Origin of the sequence: Nonomuraea sp. AD125B (assembly GCF_041402765.1) — a bacterium.
GTDB classification, from domain to species: domain Bacteria; phylum Actinomycetota; class Actinomycetes; order Streptosporangiales; family Streptosporangiaceae; genus Nonomuraea; species Nonomuraea bangladeshensis.
This window is the reverse complement of sequence record NZ_JBGLOU010000017.1, coordinates 163,680-180,384: the sequence shown is the minus strand read 5'-3', so window position 1 is coordinate 180,384 and position 16,705 is coordinate 163,680. Positions and strand designations below refer to the sequence as shown.

General features: G+C 74.0%; 16 protein-coding genes. 14 read left to right on the top strand and 2 right to left on the bottom strand.

The genetic code is table 11. The features are described 5' to 3' along the window. Window positions 1-143: 143 nt before the first annotated feature. Window positions 144-1,379 carry a sensor domain-containing protein gene (locus ACBR40_RS37300; RefSeq protein WP_344218205.1) on the top strand — a complete coding sequence of 412 codons (1,236 nt, stop codon included), beginning with the start codon at window positions 144-146 and terminating at the stop codon, window positions 1,377-1,379. Continuing rightward, the gene (locus tag ACBR40_RS37295; protein WP_091082631.1) at window positions 1,370-2,017 is read left to right on the top strand and encodes a response regulator transcription factor; all 648 of its coding nucleotides are present in this window, start codon (window positions 1,370-1,372) and stop codon (window positions 2,015-2,017) included. The genes ACBR40_RS37300 and ACBR40_RS37295 overlap by 10 nt, the downstream gene beginning before the upstream one ends. A gap of 152 nt (window positions 2,018-2,169) precedes the next feature. On the opposite strand, the gene mihF is transcribed toward ACBR40_RS37295, so the two are convergent. Together mihF and ACBR40_RS37285 are read right to left on the bottom strand one after the other, a co-directional pair. Then, on the bottom strand, window positions 2,170-2,475 hold the full coding sequence (gene mihF / locus ACBR40_RS37290) for an integration host factor, actinobacterial type (protein ID WP_020547234.1): 306 nt from the start codon (window positions 2,473-2,475) through the stop codon (window positions 2,170-2,172). Between the two features lie 621 nt (window positions 2,476-3,096). Next, window positions 3,097-4,284, bottom strand: coding sequence for an ROK family protein (locus ACBR40_RS37285; protein WP_371251751.1), 1,188 nt, complete (start codon window positions 4,282-4,284; stop codon window positions 3,097-3,099). 62 nt (window positions 4,285-4,346) lie between these two features. On the opposite strand from ACBR40_RS37285, the gene ACBR40_RS37280 reads away from it, so the two are divergent. From ACBR40_RS37280 to rbsK, 12 genes are all read left to right on the top strand, one after another. After that, window positions 4,347-5,777: an MFS transporter gene (locus tag ACBR40_RS37280; RefSeq protein ID WP_371251750.1), complete on the top strand. Its 1,431-nt coding sequence runs from the start codon at window positions 4,347-4,349 to the stop codon at window positions 5,775-5,777. A 38-nt stretch (window positions 5,778-5,815) separates the two neighbouring features. Beyond that, window positions 5,816-6,148 (top strand): helix-turn-helix transcriptional regulator, encoded by a 333-nt coding sequence (locus ACBR40_RS37275; RefSeq protein WP_344218197.1) that lies wholly within the window; start codon window positions 5,816-5,818, stop codon window positions 6,146-6,148. Further along, the gene (locus ACBR40_RS37270) at window positions 6,145-7,068 is read left to right on the top strand and encodes a hypothetical protein (protein WP_371251749.1); all 924 of its coding nucleotides are present in this window, start codon (window positions 6,145-6,147) and stop codon (window positions 7,066-7,068) included. Before ACBR40_RS37275 ends, ACBR40_RS37270 begins: the two co-directional genes overlap by 4 nt. Before the next feature lie 149 nt (window positions 7,069-7,217). Then, window positions 7,218-8,294 carry a LacI family DNA-binding transcriptional regulator gene (locus ACBR40_RS37265; RefSeq protein WP_371251748.1) on the top strand — a complete coding sequence of 359 codons (1,077 nt, stop codon included), beginning with the start codon at window positions 7,218-7,220 and terminating at the stop codon, window positions 8,292-8,294. Further along, window positions 8,291-9,205: a sugar ABC transporter permease gene (locus ACBR40_RS37260; RefSeq protein ID WP_364444975.1), complete on the top strand. Its 915-nt coding sequence runs from the start codon at window positions 8,291-8,293 to the stop codon at window positions 9,203-9,205. The genes ACBR40_RS37265 and ACBR40_RS37260 overlap by 4 nt, the downstream gene beginning before the upstream one ends. Further along, the gene (locus ACBR40_RS37255) at window positions 9,202-10,020 is read left to right on the top strand and encodes a carbohydrate ABC transporter permease (protein ID WP_344218189.1); all 819 of its coding nucleotides are present in this window, start codon (window positions 9,202-9,204) and stop codon (window positions 10,018-10,020) included. The genes ACBR40_RS37260 and ACBR40_RS37255 overlap by 4 nt, the downstream gene beginning before the upstream one ends. Window positions 10,021-10,029: 9 nt before the next feature. Further along, the gene (locus ACBR40_RS37250; RefSeq protein WP_344218187.1) at window positions 10,030-11,346 is read left to right on the top strand and encodes a sugar ABC transporter substrate-binding protein; all 1,317 of its coding nucleotides are present in this window, start codon (window positions 10,030-10,032) and stop codon (window positions 11,344-11,346) included. After that, on the top strand, window positions 11,343-12,341 hold the full coding sequence (locus ACBR40_RS37245; RefSeq protein ID WP_371251747.1) for an ADP-ribosylglycohydrolase family protein: 999 nt from the start codon (window positions 11,343-11,345) through the stop codon (window positions 12,339-12,341). Before ACBR40_RS37250 ends, ACBR40_RS37245 begins: the two co-directional genes overlap by 4 nt. Window positions 12,342-12,346: 5 nt before the next feature. Next, on the top strand, window positions 12,347-13,312 hold the full coding sequence (locus ACBR40_RS37240) for an ADP-ribosylglycohydrolase family protein (RefSeq protein WP_371251746.1): 966 nt from the start codon (window positions 12,347-12,349) through the stop codon (window positions 13,310-13,312). Further along, on the top strand, window positions 13,309-14,448 hold the full coding sequence (locus tag ACBR40_RS37235; RefSeq protein ID WP_344218181.1) for an ADP-ribosylglycohydrolase family protein: 1,140 nt from the start codon (window positions 13,309-13,311) through the stop codon (window positions 14,446-14,448). Before ACBR40_RS37240 ends, ACBR40_RS37235 begins: the two co-directional genes overlap by 4 nt. Beyond that, complete coding sequence (locus tag ACBR40_RS37230; protein WP_371251745.1) at window positions 14,445-15,782, top strand: ADP-ribosylglycohydrolase family protein; 1,338 nt, start codon at window positions 14,445-14,447, stop codon at window positions 15,780-15,782. Before ACBR40_RS37235 ends, ACBR40_RS37230 begins: the two co-directional genes overlap by 4 nt. After that, complete coding sequence (gene rbsK, locus ACBR40_RS37225) at window positions 15,779-16,663, top strand: ribokinase (RefSeq protein ID WP_371251744.1); 885 nt, start codon at window positions 15,779-15,781, stop codon at window positions 16,661-16,663. The genes ACBR40_RS37230 and rbsK overlap by 4 nt, the downstream gene beginning before the upstream one ends. Window positions 16,664-16,705 lie beyond the last annotated feature (42 nt).

The window sequence follows — 16,705 nt, the reverse complement described above, 5'->3', positions numbered from 1 at the left end:
TCCGGCACATTGCCGCGAGCCGCCGTTCCCGGGTCGCGATCACACCACTGCCGGGGGTAGGGGCAGCCCTACCCCCTCACACCGGACCGCCTGCTCGTCACGCCCGTGCCCGAGGTTCTAGCGTGATGGACATGCGCTCCCTGATGAGGCGTGTCCTTCTGGACACCCGCTACACGTTCGTCGGCTTCCCCACGGCCGTCATCGGCTTCTGCCTCCTGATCGCCGGCTTCTCGGCCGGCGTCGGCACCGCGGTCGTGTGGGTCGGCGTGCCGCTGCTGGCCGGCACGCTGCTGATGGCGCGGGGTTTCGCCGACGCGGAGCGCGGCTGGCTGTCCGACGTGCTCGACCGCCCGCCGGTGCGGCCCCGGTACAAGCCCGCCCCGGCCGGCGCGGGCAGCTTCCGCCGCCTGGTCAACCCGCTCACCAGCGGGCAGTCCTGGCTGGACCTGCTGCACGGCGTGATCAACTTTCCGATCGCGATCGTGTCGTTCGTGCTGACCCTGGTGGCCTGGGCGGTGCCGCTGGCCGCGCTGACGTACCCGATCTACGGGGTGGTCACCTCGCGCATCCCCGGCAACGTCGAGCTGCCCGAGCTGCTCGGCCTCGGCGACGGCTACCTCGTCAACTCGGCCTTCTACGTCGTGCTCGGCCTGGCCTTCGCGATGCTCACGCCGGTCCTCGTGCGCGGCGCCGCGCTGCTGCGGGCCTCGCTCGGCCGGGCGCTGCTGACCGGCGTGGCCGAGCTGCAGGAGCGCATCAGCGACCTCACCGAGGGCCGCGCCGCCGCCGTCTCCGCCGAGGCGAACGCCCTGCGCAAGCTGGAGCGCGACATCCACGACGGGCCGCAGCAGCGGCTGGTCTCGCTGGCCATGGAGCTGTCGCGGGCCCAGCGCCAGCTCGCCAGGGACCCGGAGGCGGCCTCGGCCACCATCACGTCCGCGATCTCCGCCACCCGCGAGACGCTGGACGAGCTGCGCGCGCTCTCGCGCGGCATCGCCCCGCCCATCCTGTCCGACCGGGGCCTCGCGCCCGCGCTCGCCGCCCTCGCCGGGCGCGCCACCCTGCCCGTGGACCTCGACGTGCAGGTGGTCGAGCGCTACCCGGCGGCCATCGAGAACGCCCTCTACTTCGTCTGCGCGGAAAGCCTCACCAACGTGGCCAAGCACAGCCGCGCCACCGTCTGCACGATCCAGCTCCAGCGCCTCGGCGACGCCCTCATGCTCACGATCGGGGATGATGGGGTCGGCGGCGCGAACGTCGCCAAGGGACACGGTCTCGCCGGGCTGGCCGACCGGCTCCGCGCCGTCGACGGGGAGCTGACCGTACAGTCGCCGGACGGCGGGCCGACGTTGATCGTGGCGGAGGTGCCGTGCGGGTAGTCGTGGCCGATGACGCGGTTCTGATCAGGGAGGGCCTGGTCAGGCTGCTGGAGGAGTTCGGCTTCGAGGTGGTCGCCACCGTCGGTGACGGTGACACGCTGGTCGAGGCGATCGCCGAGCACAAGCCCGACGTGTCGGTGGTCGACGTGCGGATGCCGCCGTCGTTCACCGACGAGGGGCTGCGCGCGGCGGTCGAGGCACGACGCAGGGTGCCGGGCGCTCCCGTGCTCATCCTGTCGCAGTACGTCGAGGTCTCCTACGCGGACGACCTGCTCGCCGACGCCCGTGGCGCCGTCGGCTATCTGCTGAAGGACCGGGTCGTCGACGTGGACGAGTTTCTGGAGGGCCTGCGGCGGGTCGCCGCGGGCGGGACCGTGTTCGATCCACAGGTGGTGTCCCAGTTGATGGTACGCAGACGCAAGGACGACCCGCTGGCGCAGCTCACGCCCCGCGAGCGGGAGGTGCTCGGGCTGATGGCCGAGGGGAAGTCGAATCCGGCCATCGGGCGGCAGCTCGTCATCAGCGACGGGGCGGTGGAGAAGCACATCAGGAGCATCTTCAGCAAGCTCGGCCTCTACGCGGAGGACGCCGACCAGCACCGCCGGGTGCTCGCCGTCCTGGCTTACCTGCGCTCCTGACAGGCGTGCCGCCCGTCTCCGGCCCCTCTGCCCCCCGGCCGGCCCGCCGGTGAAGAGCGGGGCGGCTCGCCGCTCTTCCGGCCCCTCCGCGACCTGGTCGAAGGGTCGTTGGCCGGTCCGCGCGACGCCCCGCGCGGACCTGGCCGCCCTACCTAGCCGAGCGCCTCGACCAGCTTCTTGCGCTGCTGGGCGCCCAGACCGCCGAGGCGGCGCTTCTCGTCGACGCCCGCCTCCTCCATGAGCGCGGTGGCCTTGGCCGGGCCGACGCCCTTGACGGCCCGCAGGGCCTGGGACACCTTGATCTTCTTCGCGATGTCGTCGTCACGCTCCAGGAGCTGGGAGAAGGTCAGCTCGCCGGCCTTGACCTTGGCCAGCAGGGCCGTACGGGCGGCGCGGGCCTCGGCGGCCTTCGCCAGAGCCGCCTGCCGCTGCTCGGGGGTGAGAGTGGGAAGTGCCATCTCTGTTCTCTCCTCGGGGAGTTTGGGTTCGGGTCTTTGTTACCCGTGGTGCAGTGGCTAATCATTGCGGATGCCGGGGGTTCTTGTTTGCGGAAAGCTCCCGCTCAGCGCCATCTTCGGGCTGTGTCGTCGCTCAGGAGGGGGCGCTGGGCGTCCGCTCCGGCCGCCCGGCCGCCCGCCAGGCGATCTTGCCCGCCGCCCCCTCGTACCCGGCTGGTGGCGACCTTCCGGGGGGCTGCCGGGCTCGCCCGCCGGTGGGGCGGCGGTGAAGTGGCTGCGCGGGGCGGCGAAGCGGAGAGCTGCGCCCGTCCCCGGGACCTGTCCGAGGGTTCGCAGAACCCCGATGACCTGCGGCGATGTGGCCGCTCGGTCGGTCGGCCCGGCTCGGCGGCGAGCGGCTGGGTCGGGCGCGGCCTCCTGTCCGGTGGCGGGGGAGTGGCGGCGCGATCGGCGACGGCCGGAGCCCGGACCATGATTGTTCCGCTCCCCGGCCTTCTCCGGGCCGCGCCCGCTTCCCGCAAGATCACCTGATGGGGGCTGGAAGACGGGCCCTACGGTGTCTTTTCCGCCTTTGACGTGGAATTCATCACATTCGGCGGATCGGGCGTGTCGCAGGGCTGGTCAGGGTGGACTCGCGCGCCACCCGCCGAGTCCTTCCGGCGTCAGGAAGGCGTCGAAGACCGACTCCATCGCGCCGAGGAGCGCGCCGCGCCAGCCCAGGGCCGAGCTCTCGATGCGGGGCGGGGCCTCGCGGCGGATCGCCATCAGGTACGGCTCCGCCGCCGCCCGCAGCGTCTCACCCGCCCGCTCGTACAGCTCGACGCCGTGGCCCGAGAGCGTGACGGCCTCGGGGTCGTGCGCGTTCACCAGGGCGGCGATGCCGCGGCCCAGGGCACGGGCGTTGGCGGCCACCGCCTTGCTGCTCGTCGCCAGCACCCGCTCGGCCTGCTCGCGGCCCCGTCCGCCGCCGTGGGCCAGGCCGGCGTGGCGCAGGAGCGCGTTCGCGCCGACCTCCGTGCTCCAGCAGCCGAGCGCGCCGCACGGGCAGGGCCGCTCGCCGCCCGTGAGCGGCATGTGGCCGAACTCCGCGCCGGAGCCCGCGGCGCCGCCCAGCGGACGCCCGTCCACGACCAGCACGCCGCCCAGGTCGAAGTCCACATGCAGGTGCAACCCCACCCGCACCCCCCGCAACCGCCCCCGCCGCGCCTCCGCCAACGCCGCGAACGCGGTGTCATTCCCCACGAACAACGGCACCCCCCGTCCCCCGCCCCCCGTGGGGTCGTGGCTACGGGCGAGGAGGCGGGGGACGTCGACGGCGTGCCAGGACAGGTGGGCGATGTCGACGAGGCCGCCGTGGCGGACCGGGCCGGCCAGTGCCACGCCTACTCCGACCACGCGGTGGCCGAGGCGCTGGCGTTCGGCGGCCAGGGCCTCGCCGAGGGTGCCGAGTGCGCCCTCCGGGGTGCCGTCGTGGGGCCGTACGGCGAGGACCGTGACTCGGCCGCCCAGTTCGCAGGCCGCCAGTTCCCAGGCGTCCTCGCGCACGTCGGCGGCCAGCGCCACGGGGCCGTGCGGATGGGGGCCCGGCACCTGGGTGGGGCGGCCCCTGGCGTGTTCCCTGGCGGGCTCCTCGTGGAGCAGCTCGTCCTCCAGCAGGCCGGCGACGAGCACGGACGCGGTTCCACGGGCCAGGCCCAGGTCGCGGGTGAGCTGGGAGCGGGTGAGGGCGGCCCCGCCCTCGTGCACGGCGCGCAGCAGCCGGGCCCGGTTGTGGGCGCGCAGCTCACCGCTCGTCGTCGCCCCGTTCATGCCGTCGCCCCGTTCATGCCGTCGCCCGTCACGCCCTGGCTCCGTTCACGCGGTCTCCCGTCATGCTGCGGTCTCCCGTCATGCCGTCGTCCGTCACGCCCTGGCCCCATTCGTGCCGTCGCCCGCTCGTGTCGTCGTCCGTTGGCGCCGTGGCTTGGTTCGCCCCTGGCTTCGGTCGTCTTGTGGCGGCGTTCATGGCGTGGCTCCGTTCGCCTGTGGCTTCGTTGACGGGGACAGTTTATGCTCTAGGCGTGAACAAAAGCCTCATTGATGCTAGGCGTGCTCGTGTCGGAGTATTCGGATTCTTCGTTTTCGCTGGATTTGTGATGGGCCTGTGGGCGGCCGGGCTGCCCTCGCTCAACGACCGGCTCGATCTCGGCCCCCGCCTGCTCGGCACCGTCCTGCTGCTGATCTCGGGCGGCGCGCTGGTGTCGATGCTGGCCGCCGGGCCGCTCGTCGACCGGTACGGCAGCCGCCGCGTCTGCTGGATCGCCGGCCCCCTGTCCGCCCTGGCGCTGCTCGGCCCCGCGCTGGCCCCGTCGTACGCGACGCTGGCCGCGCTCGCCGTGGTGTTCGGGATCGGGCTCGGCGCCTGCGAGGTCGCCATGAACGCCCATTCCGTCGAGGTCGAGCGTGCCTACGGGCGGCCGATCATCTCGGCCTTCCATGGCACGTGGAGCCTCGGCGGGGCCGCGGGCGGCGCGCTGACCGCGCTGTTCCTGCGGGCCGGGGTGGACCCGCAGCTCGTGCTGGTGGTCGCGGCCGTGGTCGTGGCGCTGCTGTACCTGCCGGCGGCGCGGCTGCTGCTGCCGTCCGCCCCGGCGAGCCCCGAACCGGCGGCTCCCGGCGAGGCGAAGGGCGGGACCGGCGGCTCGCTCACGTGGGGGCTCATCGCGCTGCTCGGTCTCGCCGCCTTCGCCGGCCACCTGAGCGAGGGGGCGGCCATCGACTGGGCCGCGCTGCACGCCCGCTGGGTCCTCGGCACCGACCCGGCGGCGGCGCCGCTGGCGTACACGATCTTCTCCGTCGCGATGACCACCGTGCGGCTGCTGGGCGACCCGATCCGGGCCAGGCTCGGCTCGGTGCGTACGATCCAGCTCGCGGGGCTCCTCGCCACCGCCGGGTACGCGCTCGTCCTGCTCTCCCCGCTCGTCCCGGTGGGCCTGCGGGTGGCGTGCGCGTGGACCGGCTGGGCGCTGGCCGGCGTCGGGCTGGCGACCGTGGTGCCGGTGCTGTTCAGCGCCGTCGGCGCGGCCGGGGAGCGGGTCGGGCGGGCGCTCGCCATGGTCACCGCCTTCGGCTACAGCGGCCTGCTGCTCGGGCCCGCCGTGCTGGGCTACGTGGCGGACGCGGCCTCGCTGCCGGTCGCGCTGATCATCCCGGCGGCGCTGGCCGCCGTCGTCACCCTCGCCGGCGCCCCTGCCATCCGCTCCCTCCTGCGCGTCTCGCCCCCGGCGTCCACCGCCCCCGTCCCGGAGCCCGCCCGGGACTGACGCCTCGAATATGTAGATGATCGGTATATATTGATCACATGCGACAGATGCAGGAGCCGACCTTCCTGATCCTCACCGCGTTGGCCGCCGGCCCCCAGCACGGGTACGGCGTCATCACCGACGTGGAACGCATCTCGGAAGGCCAGGTCCGGCTCCGCGCCGGCACCCTGTACGCCGCCTTCGACCGCCTCCAGGAGGAGGGCCTGATCGCCGAGGACCGGGAGGAGATCGTCGACGGCCGGGTGCGCCGCTACTACCGGCTGACCGGCGACGGCGCCACAAGGCTGGCGGCCGAGGCCGAGCGGATGCGCAGGCACGCCAGGGCGGCCACGGCCCGCCTGCGCGCGCTCGGGGCGGGAGGAACGGCATGAGCTCCCTCGAAAGCCGCTACCGCCGCCTCCTCGCCGCCTACCCGCGCGACCACCGGGCGCGGCACGAGGAGGAGATGCTCGGCGTGCTCCTCGCGGGGGCGCGGCCCGGTCAGACCCGTCCCCGTCCGGCCGACGTGGCCGACCTGCTCTGGGGTGCGCTGCGCGTCCACGGGCGGCGGGCCTTCGGCCCGGCCTCCGCGCCGGCCTGGCGCGGCGGGCCGGCGCTCGCCGTGGCGCTGTGGCCGTTCCTGATGCTGGCCGGCGCGCTGGCGACCAGGTTGCTCCAGACGGCCGAGAGTGTGGGCAACGTGGGGGTCGCCGCGGTGGCGCGGCCGTCCTGGGTCCTGCTCCTGGCCGAGCCGATCGTCGCCGCGGCGCTGCCGGCGCTGGCCGTGCTGCTCGGCCGGCGGTGGATCGCGGTGCTCGGCGTGGTCGCGTTCGTGCTGTACCAGGCCCGCCATCCCTACCTCCTGGAGCTGGACGCGCTGCTGTTCCCGAACCACGGCCCGGTCCTGCTGGCCCAGCTCGCGGCCGTCGCCATCGCGTTCGTGCCCGCCGCGCACCGCGCGATCGCGGTCGTCCCCTGGCGTGTGTTCCTGCTGTGGGGGCCGCTCGCCGTGGCGGGGCTGGCCATGAGCAAGGCGATCGTGCGCTGGGTGGACGTGATCGCCCATCACGACCTGGTGACCTGGAAGCCCGTGCCCTGGCTGGTCGTGGTGGGGCTGGCGGCGGGGTGGGCGTGCGGGTCGGCCGTGGGGCGGCGGGCGGCGCTGGTGCTGTTCCTGCCGGCGGCGGCCCTGGGGGACCTCGGGGACCTGCCGTCGGTGCCCGCCGCCACGGCGCTCGCCCAGATCGGGTGCGCGGCCCTGGCCTTCGCCGCCACGGCCGCCCTGGCCCTGAGGAGAGGGGCCGGTCGCTGAGCCGCCGCTCGGTTTGCGTTCCACCCCTCTGACCTGGTGTTATTCGATCGTGACTTGACCTGCGAGTTACGTACGGGTTTCATGTCCCCCACGCCGTAAACGTTTACAGAAGCAAGATCGTAAACGTTTACACCGATGGAAGGACTACCTTGGCCGACGGACCCACGATCAACACGATCGCCGCGCGCGCCGGTGTCTCGATCGCCTCCGTCTCGCGGGTGCTGAACGGCCTGCCGACCAGGCAGGAGACGGTGCGCAAGGTGATGGCGGCCGCCGACGAGCTGGGCTACGTGCGCAACGCCGTGGCCAGGTCGCTCAAGTCCCGCCGCACCCATCAGGTCGCCTTCGCCATGGCCGACGTCGGCAACCCCGCCTACCTGGCGATGCTGCGCGAGATCCAGCCCGTGCTGAAGGCCGCGGGCTACCGGCTCGTGCTGCACTCCACCGACGCCGTCGCCGCCGACGAGATCGACGTGCTGCGCAGCCTCGGCGAGCGGTACGTGGACGGCCTCATCATGAGCCCCCTGCGGGTCACCGACGCCCACCTGGAGACGCTGGCCGCCGCCCGCGCGCCGGTCGTGATCATCGGCCAGGTGCCCGACGGCACGCCCGTGGACAACGTACGGGCCGACTCCCGCACCGGCGTCCGGCTCGCGATCGACCACCTGCACGCGCTCGGCCGCCGCCGCGTCGCCATGGTCAACGGCCCGCTCGACACCGTGCCCGGCGCCGCCCGCGGGGCCGGCTACCGGGAGGCGCTGGAGGCGGTCGGCCTGCCGTACGACGAGGACCTGGTGCAGATCGCCGACTTCTACCGGCCCGAGGGGCGGCGCGCGGTCGCCGAGCTGCTGGCCCGCCGCCCCGACGTGGACGCGCTCATGTGCGCCAACGACCTCATCGCGCTCGGCGCGCTCGACGTGCTGCGCGACGCGGGCCGCCGGGTGCCGGAGGACGTGGCCGTGGCCGGCATGGACGACACCGACCTCGCCGCCGCCTCCTGGCCCTCGCTCACCAGCGTCTCTCTCGGCTCGGCCGAACGCGGCCGGGTCGCCGCCGAGCTGCTGCTGGAACGGCTGAACGGCGGCGAGCGCGAGCCCCGGCGGGTCACCGTGCCGCCCCGGCTCGTGGTGCGCGCCTCCACGGCGGGCGAAGGACACTGCGGCGACGGACACAGCGGCGAGGGACACGGCACCGAGGGACACGGCACTGAGGGGAGCGGCGCGTGACCGCCACCGCGACCAGGCCCGCGCCGCCGCGCCGGCCGCACGCCCGCCCCCGCGGCCTGTCCCGCCAGACCCGCGAGATGTGGCTGCTCATGCTGCCCGCGCTGGTGCCGGTGCTGCTGTTCAGCGTCGGCCCGCTGCTGTACGGCATCGCGCTCGCCTTCACCGACGCCCGCAACACCCGCAACCACGAGACGAGCTTCGTCGGCCTGGAGAACCTGTTCGAGCTGCTGACCGCCGAGGACTTCTGGTCATCCTTCAGGATCGGCGCGATCTGGTCCGTCTCGGTGACCGTGCTGCAGTTCCTGGCCGCGCTCGGCCTGGCGCTGCTGCTCAACGAGAACCTGCGCTTCCGCGGCGTGGCCAGGGTGCTGGCCGTGGTGCCGTGGGCGATGCCCCCGGTCGTCATCGGCCTGATGTGGAAGCTCGTCTACCACCCGGACGCCGGCATACTCAACGCCCTGCTCGGCACGCACGTCAACTGGCTGGCCGACTTCTCGCTCGCGCTGCCGGCGATCATCGTGGTCGGCGTCTGGACCGGCATGCCGCAGACCACGGTCGTGCTGCTGGCCGGCCTCCAGGGCATCCCGCGCGAGCTGTACGAGGCCGGCGAGGTGGACGGCGCGAGCCGCTGGCGGCGCTTCTGGAACATCACGCTGCCGCAGCTCCGCCCGGTGATCGTGGCGATCACCTCGCTCGACTTCGTGTGGAACATCAACCAGTTCGGCCTGGTCTACGTGCTCACCCAGGGCGGGCCGGGCGGCCAGACGCGGCTGCCCATGCTGTTCGCCTACGAGGAGGCGTTCCGCTACCGCTTCGCCGGCTACGCCTCGATGCTCGGCCTGGCCATGGCGATCGTGGTGCTCGCGGTGCTCGGGCTGTACCTGTGGCGCCAGATGAGGGAGACCCGATGAGACGCTTCTCGCAGTACGCCGCGCTCGCCGCGTACGTCGTCTTCCTGGCCTTCCCGCTGCTCTGGCTGCTGTCGACGGCGCTGAAGACGCCGCAGGAGATGGCGCTGGCCGATCCCACGTGGATCCCGCGCGAGCCGACGCTGTCCAACTTCACCGACGCCTTCGGCGAGCAGGACCTGGTGGGCGCGGCGGTGCGCAGCCTCGGCGTGGCGCTGGCCGCCAGCGTCGTCACGGTGCTGATCTCGCTGCCGGCCGCCTACGCGATGGCCCGTTACCGCGGCCTGGTCAACAAGATCGCGATCGGCTGGGTGCTGGTCAGTCAGGTGTTCCCGTTCATCCTGATCATCATCCCGCTCTTCATGATCCTGCGGGACCTGGACCTGGTGAACACGCTGCCCGGCCTGGTGGTCGTGCACGTGACGTTCACGCTGCCGTTCGCGTTGTGGATGCTGCAGGGCTACGTCCGCGCGGTGCCGCGTGAGCTGGAGGAGGCCGCGGCCGTGGACGGCGCGAGCCGGCTGCGCTCGATCGCCTCGGTCGTCGCGCCGCTGCTCGCGCCGGGCGTGGTGGCCACGCTGCTGTTCGCGTTCATCTCGTCATGGAACGAGTTCATGTTCGCCCTCGTCATCCTGCAGAACCCCGACGTCATGACGCTTCCCCTCACGCTGGTGCGCTTCACCGGCCCCGAGGGGGTGGCCAGGCTCGGCCCGCTGGCCGCGGCGTCGCTCATGGCGACGATCCCGAGCTTGATCTTCTTCTCAATCATCCAGCGGCGACTGAAGTCCGGCCTGATGGCCGGCGCCGTGAAGGGCTAGGAGGCTCACATGCGTATCAGGTCCGCTCTGGCGGCGGCCGCCATCGTGGCGCTCGCCGGCGCGTGCGGCAGCGGAGGCGGCGACGGCGGCAGTTCCTCGTCGTCGTCCTCCTCCGGCGAGCCGGTCAAGATCAATTTCCTCAGCCTGGCCTGGCAGAAGGAATCCGTCGCCGCGAACAAGCAGATCGTGGACGAGTGGAACAAGGCCAACCCCAACATCCAGGTCACCTACGTCCAGGGCAGCTGGGACAACGTCAACGACCAGCTCGTCACCCAGTTCGCCGGCGGCACCGCGCCCGACGTCATCCACAACGACTCGCCCGCGCTGTCCGGGTTCGCCGCCGACGGCTACCTGCTCGACCTCAAGGACAAGGTGCCCGCCGAGCTGAAGAGCGACATCCCGCAGTCCGCCTGGGACACCGTCACCTTCGACGACGGCAAGGGCGGCCAGGGCGTGTACGGCGTGCCGTTCCTGCAGGAGTCGCAGGTCATCATCGCCAACAAGAAGCTGCTCGACGCGGCCAAGGTGCGCGTCCCCACCGCCGACAACCCGTGGACGTGGGACGAGTTCTCCGAGGCCGCCAAGAAGATGACCAAGGACGGCACCTTCGGCGTCGCCTGGGCCATGAAGTCGCCGGTCAACAAGACGCTCAACCTGGCGCTGAACTTCGGCGGCACGTTCTTCCAGACCGCCGACGGCAAGACCACGGTCAAGGTCGGCCCCGAGGAGCGCGAGGTGCTCCAGCGCATCCACGACCAGCTCCACAAGGACAAGTCCGCCGACCCCGCCGCGCTCGGCCAGGGCACCGCCGACCCGCTGCCCGCCTTCTACAAGGGCAAGTTCGCGCTGCTGCCGGCCGGCGTGTTCCTGCGCCAGCAGGTGGCCGAGCAGGCGCCCGACGGCTTCGAGTGGGTCACCCTGCCCGGCCCGAAGGGCACCACCGCCCAGCAGGGCGCGGTCTCGCAGACGCTGTCCATCGCCCAGGACAGCAAGCACCCCGAGGAGGCGATGAAGTTCATGGCCTTCTTCCTCAACGGCCCCAACCAGGCCAAGCTCGCCAAGGGGGACTGGCTGCTGCCGACCTCCCAGGCGGCCGCCTCCGACCCGGCGATCACCACCGAGGAGAACGGCTGGGACGTGGCCACCGCCTCCGTCAAGAACCTCGTCGTCGCGCCGTTCCTCAAGGTGAACGGCTTCGACGAGTGGAAGAGCAAGGTCGCCACGCCGGTGCTGCAGGAGTACTTCGCCGGCAAGATCACCCTCGACGACGCGGCCAAGCGGCTCGTGGACGAGGGCAACAAGGTCCTGGAGCGGTACCAGCGGTGACCTCCTACCGGGAACGGGCCCGGGGGTGTCTGCTCGGCCTCGCGGCCGGCGACGCCCTCGGGGCCCCCGCCGAGAACCTGACGCCGGCCGAGATCCGGCGGCGGTGGGGCCGGCTCACCGAGATCGAGGGCGGCGGCACCGACGACACCGAGTACGCCATCTTCGCCGCCTCGCTGCTCAGGCGGCACGGCCACGGGCTGACCCCCGAGCTGGTCGCGCGGGCGTACCGGGAAGAGATCATCCCCAGGGTGGACGGGCCGATGCGCGGCGCCGGGTTCTCGGAGCTGGGCACCGTCGAAGCGCTTCGACGCGGGCTGGAGCCGCCGCTCACCGGGCTGGTCCACTCCCACGGCTGGTCCGACGGGCTGGCCATGCGCGCCGCCCCGTACGGGATCTTCTGCCCCGGCGACCCGGCCGAGGCGGCCCGGCTGGTGGAGCAGGACGGGCTGGTGAGCGGGTCAGGCGAGGGCATCATCGGCGGCCGCGCGGTCGCGGGGGCCGTGGCCGCCGCGATGAGCGGCGCCGGGCCCGAGGACGTCGTGGACGCCGCGCTCGCGGTGATCCCCGGCGACTCGTGGACCGCCAGGAACATCCGCCGCGCCCGCGCGGTCCTTCGCGACGCGGCGCCCGACGATCTCGAAACGGCGCTGCACGAGGCCGTCGTCGTCCGGCACTACCCGTGGACCGACCTCGCCCCGGAGGCCGTCGCGCTCGCGCTGGCCGCCTTCCTGGCGGGCGGCGGCGAGGTGGAGGCGGCGGTGACGTTCGGAGTGAGCCTCGGACGGGACGCCGACACCATCGGGGCCATCGCCGGGGCCGTCAGCGGCGCGCGGCAGGGCGAGAGCGGCGTGCCCGCCCGCTGGGCGGCCAGGATCGGGCCGGTGACCGGCAAGTGCCTGCCCGTCGTGGCGGGACGGCACGTGCTGGACACCGCCGATGAACTCGCCGACGAACTCGTCGGTCTGCTGACCGGCGAATGCGCGGAAGGACGGTGACCGACATGTCGGGGGACAGGATCAGAGGAGCCGTCGCCGGGCTCGCCGTCGGTGACGCCGCGGGCTGGCCCGCGAGCCGGCACCGCGCGGCCCTGCACGCGCCCTGGAGCAGGCGGCTCCACCGGGAGCTCGACGCCTTCGCCGAGGAGCACCGGGTCACGACGCTGCCGGTGCCGTTCGCGCTCAACCAGCCGACCGCGCCGCTCGCCGTCGGCCCGTCCGACGACGCCGAATGGCTCGCCTGGACGCTGCTCACCGCCGACCGGCCGCGCGCCGCGGCCTTCCGCGAGCTGATCGGCAAGGACCTGCGGGCGCGCGTCTCGGTGCGGACCGCGCTCGACAACCTGGAGCGGGGCGTCGAGCCGCCCGCGTCCGGGCACGACAACCCGCACCACTTCGACGACGCCGCCGCGGTCCGGGCCGTCGCGTTCGGGGTCCTGGGGAGGGACCCGTCCGACGACGCCCAGGTCACCAACGCCGGGGACGGCGTGCTCGGCGCGCGGGCGATGGCCGCCGCCATGACCGCGGCCGTGGCCACCGGCGACGTGACGCGGGCGGTGCGGGCGGCGCTGGACGTGCTGCCCGAGGGCACCGCGATCGGGCACAACGCCCGTCTCGCGCTGCGCGCCGCCGAGCGGGCGGGCGAGGCGTTCGCCGCCGTGCCCGCACTGGACGCGGCGCTGCTCGACCACGTCTACAGCTACGGCGTGGGCGCCGCGCAGACGGTGCCCGCGGCGCTGGCGCTGGCCGCGGCCTCCGGGGGCGACCTGACCAGGGCCGTGCCCGCGGCGGCGTGCCTGGCCGCGCTGGCCGACTCGGCGCCGGCGCTGACCGGCGCGCTCACGGGGGCCTGCGGCGGCTTCGAGGCGATCCCGGAGGGGTGGACCGCCTCGGCCCGTACGCTGGCAGGCTGTTGCCTGCCGGAACTGGCGGGCCAGGATCTGATGGAACTGACGAAAGGACTCGCATGACGCCGCTTGAGGACAGGGCGACCGGCTGCGTGGCGGGGGCGGCGGTCGGCGACGCGCTGGGCGGCGCCACCGAGGGCTGGACCCCCGAGCAGATCGTCGAGCGTTACGGCGGGCGTGTGGAGGGGATCGTGCCGCCGTACAACGACGACTGGCGCAACGCCCGGCCGATCGCGCCGTACCACAAGGGCGACGGCCACATCACCGACGACACCCTCATGACGCACGCGCTGATCCGCGTCTACGAGAAGGCCGGCCGCCACCTCGACGCCTACGCGATGGCCGAGCACCTGGTGCCCGAGCTGATGGGCGAGCGGCGCTGGATCCCCGAGCTGGAGGCCGAGGCGCTGCCGCTGCAGCGGATCTTCCTGGCCGAGAAGTGGATCGTGGCCCGGCTGCACTACGGCCACGCCGACCCGCGCGAGGCCGGCGTCGGCAACATCGTCAACTGCGGCGCCGCCATGTACGTCGCCCCCGTCGGCATCGTCAACGCCGCCGACCCCGACGCCGCCTACGCCGAGGCGATCGACCTCACCGGCGCCCACCAGTCCAGCTACGGCCGCGAGGCCGCGGGCGTCATGGCCGCCGCCGTGGCCGAGGCCATGCGGCCCGGCGCCACCGCCGACTCCGTGGTGTCCGCCTGCCTGCGCCTGGCCAAGGACGGCACCAGGGCCGCCATCGAGGCGGTCTGCGAGGCCGCCGCCGGGCTCGGGCACTGGGAGGGCTCGTTCGAGACGCTGCGGGCCGCCGTGCGCCCCTACGACACGGTCGCCGACACCTACCGCGACCAGGGCCTCGGCGCGCGGCGGCCGAGCCGCGTGCACAGCATCGAGGAGCTGCCGCTGGCGCTCGGCATGCTGGTGATCGCCAAGGGCGACTACCGCGAGACCGTGCTGGGCGGCGTCAACTACGGGCGCGACGCCGACTCCATCGCCTCCATGGGCGGCGCCATCGCGGGCGCGCTCGGCGGGCTCGCGGCGGTGCCGGCGGAGTGGGTGGAGCAGGTGGGGGCGGCGAGCCGTACGGACCTGGTGGCTCCCGGCCGCGCCATCGCGGCGGTCGCGCGCCGGGTGCGCGCGGGCGACCAGGAGCGGCGGCGGGCCGCCGAGGCCGCCTTCGCCGAGCTGGACCACCCGTGATCCGCCTCACCTGGGTGCAGCCGGAGGACCTGGTCGGGCACGAGCTGCGCCAGGCCGCCGAGGACGGCCGCGACCCCGCCCGGGTGCGCGCCGTCGCGGAACGCTGGCACGCGGCGGGCGGTCATGACGCCCCGCCGCGCGCCGGCGCGTCCGAGGCGGGCGCGGCGCGGCTGCGCGGCCTGGCCGAGGAGCTGCTGGACGAGCTGGCCGCCCTGCCGTCGCCCCTGGAGGAGCCGTCGGAGCTGGCCGACATCGCCGCCGCCTGCCCCGACTGGCCGGCCGCCCGCCCTGGCGGCACGGCCGACCCGGAGCGGGTGCTGGCGGCCTGGCGGGGCCGGGCGGCCGGGTGCGTGCTCGGCAAGCCCGTGGAGAAGATCCCGCGCGCGGGCATCAGGGAGATCGCCGAGGCCACCGGCAACTGGCCGATCCGCGGCTGGTTCACCGCCCGCGGCCTGCCGGAGGACGTCGCGCGCCGCTGGCCGTGGAACCGCCGCAGCGCCGTCAACTCCCTCGCCGAGAACATCGACGGCATCCCCGAGGACGACGACCTCAACTATCCGCTGCTCGCGCTGTCGGTGCTGGAGCGCCACGGCCGCGGCTTCACCACCGAGGACGTGGCCCGGCTGTGGCTGGACGAGCTGCCGGCCGGGCGCACGTTCACGGCTGAGCGGGTGGCGTACCGCAACCTGCTGGACGGCGTCGAGCCGCCCGCGACGGCCACCCGGCGCAACCCGTTCCGCGAGTGGATCGGCGCGTTCATCAGGACGGACGTCTACGGATGGGTCAACCCGGGTGATCCGGCCACGGCCGCCGAGTACGCCTGGCGCGACGCCCGACTCACCCACACCGCGAACGGGATCTACGGGGCGATGTTCGCCGCCGCGATGTGCGCGGCCTCGCTGACCGCCGGTTCGCCGGAGGAGGTCGTCGAGGCGGGCCTGTCCGTCGTGCCGCCGGGCTCGCGCCTGCACCGCGCCGTGCGCGAGGCCGTCGCGGACGCCGTCCGTGAGCCGGACTTCGAGCGCGTCGTGGACCGGCTGCACGAGCGGCACGGCGCGCTCCACTGGGTGCACACCATCCACAACGCGGCCCTGGTCGCCGCGACCCTCGTCCACGGGCGGGGCGACTTCACCGCCACGATCGCCGGAGCCGTCGCCGGCGGCTGGGACACCGACTCGGCGGGCGCCACCGCCGGCTCGATCTGCGGCGCGCTCGCCGGGGACGTCCCGGAGCGGTGGCGCATCCGCGACAGCCTGGCCAGCAGCCTGACCGGGTTCGACGGAGTGAGCCTCGGTGAGCTGGCCCGGCGTACTCAGGAGATGATGCAGGCATGATCTCGGTTTTCGGCAGCGCCAACATGGACCTCGTCGCCTACGTCGCCCAGGCCCCCGCCCGCGGCGAGACGGTCACCGGCCACCGCTTCCGCACCGTGCCCGGCGGCAAGGGCGCCAACCAGGCCGTCGCCGCCGCGCGGGCCGGGGCGGAGGTGGCCTTCCTCGGGGCGGTCGGCGACGACGGGTTCGGCGCCGAGATGCGCGCCGCGCTGGCCGCCGCCGGGGTGGACGTGCGCGGCCTGCGCCAGGTGCCGGGACCGAGCGGCATCGCGCACATCGTCGTGGACGACGACGGCGGCAACTCCATCATCGTGGTCCCGGGCGCGAACGGCACCGTCACCGGCCCCTCGGAGGCCGACCTCGCGGCCATCGCCGGGTCGCGGGCGCTGCTGCTCCAGCTCGAACTGCCGCTGCCCGCCGTCGTGGCCGCCGCCGAGGCCGGGCGGGCCGCCGGCGTCCCGGTCGTCCTCACGCCCGCGCCCGCGCAGCCGCTGCCCGGCGAGCTGCTCGACGCGGTCACGCTGATCGTCCCGAACGAGCACGAGGCCGCCGCCATCACCGGCGCGAGCGGCCCGGACGCCGCCCTGGACGCCCTGCTGGAGCGGGTCGAGGAGGCTGTCATCACGCTCGGCGGCGCGGGCGCGCTCTACGGGTCGCGTTCGGGGGAGCGGCTGCGGGTGCCGGCCGTCGAGGTCAAGGCGGTGGACACCACGGCGGCAGGCGACACGTTCGTGGGGGCGCTGGCGGTGGCCCGCGCCGAAGGCCGGCCCATGGCCGACGCCCTCCGCTTCGCCACGGCGGCGGCGGCGCTGTCGGTGCTGCGCGAGGGCGCCAGCACCTCGATGCCGCACCGGCACGAGATCGAGGACTTCCTGGCCTGACGACGCGCCGCCGCGAAGCGGTGGAGCGGCGATACGGGGGAA

What these genes read in the sequence shown, in the direction of transcription:
- ACBR40_RS37235 (WP_344218181.1), top strand. Translation starts at nt 13,309, where the DNA reads ATGACGCCGCTTGAGGACAGGGCGACCGGCTGCGTGGCGGGGGCGGCG.
- rbsK (WP_371251744.1), top strand. Translation starts at nt 15,779, where the DNA reads ATGATCTCGGTTTTCGGCAGCGCCAACATGGACCTCGTCGCCTACGTC.
- ACBR40_RS37300 (WP_344218205.1), top strand. Translation starts at nt 144, where the DNA reads ATGAGGCGTGTCCTTCTGGACACCCGCTACACGTTCGTCGGCTTCCCC.
- ACBR40_RS37250 (WP_344218187.1), top strand. Translation starts at nt 10,030, where the DNA reads ATGCGTATCAGGTCCGCTCTGGCGGCGGCCGCCATCGTGGCGCTCGCC.
- ACBR40_RS37240 (WP_371251746.1), top strand. Translation starts at nt 12,347, where the DNA reads ATGTCGGGGGACAGGATCAGAGGAGCCGTCGCCGGGCTCGCCGTCGGT.
- ACBR40_RS37285 (WP_371251751.1), bottom strand. Translation starts at nt 4,284, where the DNA reads ATGAACGGGGCGACGACGAGCGGTGAGCTGCGCGCCCACAACCGGGCC.
- ACBR40_RS37275 (WP_344218197.1), top strand. Translation starts at nt 5,816, where the DNA reads ATGCGACAGATGCAGGAGCCGACCTTCCTGATCCTCACCGCGTTGGCC.
- ACBR40_RS37255 (WP_344218189.1), top strand. Translation starts at nt 9,202, where the DNA reads ATGAGACGCTTCTCGCAGTACGCCGCGCTCGCCGCGTACGTCGTCTTC.
- ACBR40_RS37270 (WP_371251749.1), top strand. Translation starts at nt 6,145, where the DNA reads ATGAGCTCCCTCGAAAGCCGCTACCGCCGCCTCCTCGCCGCCTACCCG.
- ACBR40_RS37280 (WP_371251750.1), top strand. Translation starts at nt 4,347, where the DNA reads ATGCTGCGGTCTCCCGTCATGCCGTCGTCCGTCACGCCCTGGCCCCAT.
- mihF (WP_020547234.1), bottom strand. Translation starts at nt 2,475, where the DNA reads ATGGCACTTCCCACTCTCACCCCCGAGCAGCGGCAGGCGGCTCTGGCG.